The following is a 2,028-nucleotide window of genomic DNA, read 5'->3' as shown; positions in this document are numbered from 1 at the left end:
GGTTTGCGCCGCACGAGCTCGGTCAGATACCCGCCCTCTTCATAACCGACATAACCCGGGGGTGCGCCGATCAAACGCGCGACGCTGTGCTTCTCCATGAATTCGCTCATGTCGATACGAATCAGGTGATCCTCCGAATCGAACAGGAACGCGGCGAGCGCCTTGCACAACTCGGTCTTGCCCACGCCCGTCGGGCCGAGGAACAGGAACGAACCATATGGCCGGTTCGGGTCCGACAAACCGGCGCGCGAACGGCGGATTGCATCTGCCACTGCACCTATTGCTTCGTCCTGACCGATCACGCGTTCATGCAGCTTGGCTTCGATCTGCAGCAGCTTGTCACGCTCGCCCTGCATCATCCGCGACACAGGAATGCCGGTCGAACGCGACACGACTTCCGCGATCTCTTCAGCACCGACTTGCGTGCGCAACAGGCGCGGCCGCGTGGGATTGCTTTGCTCGGCGGTCTCGGCCTGCGTCACCTGCTTCAATTGCGCCTCGAGCCCGGGCAGCTTGCCGTACTGCAATTCGGCGACCTTCTCGAGCTTGCCTTCGCGCTGCAGACGCACGATATCCGCGCGCACTTTCTCGATCTCTTCCTTCAGCGTCGCGCTGCCCTGCACGGCGGCTTTTTCCGCCATCCAGATTTCCTCGAGGTCGGAATACTCGCGATCCAGCCGCTCGATTTCCTCTTCGATCAATTGCAGGCGCTTCTGCGATGCTTCGTCCTTCTCCTTCTTCACAGCTTCGCGCTCGATCTTCAACTGGATCAAACGACGGTCGAGCCGGTCCATCTCTTCGGGCTTCGAATCGATTTCCATCTTGATGCGCGACGCGGCTTCATCGATCAGGTCGATAGCCTTGTCCGGCAGGAAACGGTCCGTGATATAGCGATGCGACAACTCCGCCGCTGCGACGATCGCGGGATCGGTGATCTCCACGCCGTGATGCAGTTCGTACTTTTCCTGCAAGCCGCGCAGGATCGCAATGGTCGCTTCCACCGAAGGTTCGTCGACGAGCACCTTCTGGAAACGGCGTTCGAGCGCCGCGTCCTTTTCGATGTACTTGCGATATTCGTCAAGCGTGGTCGCACCGATGCAATGCAGCTCGCCGCGCGAGAGCGCCGGCTTGAGCATGTTGCCCGCGTCCATCGCGCCTTCGGCCTTGCCGGCGCCGACCATGGTATGGATTTCATCGATGAAGACGATGGTCTGCCCTTCGTCCTTCGCGATGTCGCTCAGGACGGCCTTGAGCCGCTCCTCGAACTCCCCGCGATACTTCGCGCCGGCCAGCAACGCGGCCATGTCGAGCGAAAGCACGCGCTTGCTCTTGAGCGATTCCGGCACTTCGCCGTTCACGATGCGCTGCGCAAGACCTTCCACGATGGCGGTCTTCCCCACGCCCGGCTCGCCGATCAGCACCGGATTGTTCTTCGTCCGCCGTTGCAGGATCTGGATGGAACGGCGGATTTCGTCGTCACGTCCAATCACCGGATCGAGCTTCCCGGCGCGAGCGCGCTCGGTCAGGTCGACGGTGTATTTCTTGAGCGCGCCGCGCTGGCTTTCGGCATCCTGACTATGCACCTGGCCGCCGCCGCGCACGGTGTTGATCGCGGCTTCGAGCGCCTTGCGCGTCAAGCCATGCTGCTTGGCAAGACGGCCCGCGTCGCCTTTGTCATCGGCGACTGCGAGCAGGAACATCTCGCTCGCAATGAACGTATCGTTGAGCTTTTGCGCTTCTTTATCCGCGCTGTTCAGCAAGCCGGCAAGGTCGCGGCTGACCTGGACGTTGCCGTCCGTGCCCTGGACTTGCGGCAAACGCGTCATCGCGTCTTTCAACGCGGTTTCCAGCGCCTGAACCTGAACGCCCGCCTGCGAGAGCAGCGAGCGCGCCGAACCGTCCTGTTGCGCAATCAGCGCAGCAAGCAGATGAACCGGTTCGATGTATTGATTGTCGTTGCCGACGGCGAGACTCTGCGCGTCGGCCAGTGCTTCCTGAAACTTGGTCGTGAGCTTGTCGATTCTCATA

At 61.3% G+C, this 2,028-nt stretch carries 1 protein-coding gene; it reads right to left on the bottom strand.

What is annotated here, in order from left to right; genetic code table 11:
* The coding region (locus tag ACRXB1_RS35145; RefSeq protein ID WP_449494667.1) for an AAA family ATPase at positions 1-2,027 on the bottom strand (2,027 nt) is incomplete at its 3' end.
* Position 2,028 lies beyond the last annotated feature (1 nt).

The organism is Caballeronia sp. M23-90 (assembly GCF_053574605.1).
This window is presented reverse-complemented; position numbering and strand designations above follow the sequence as displayed.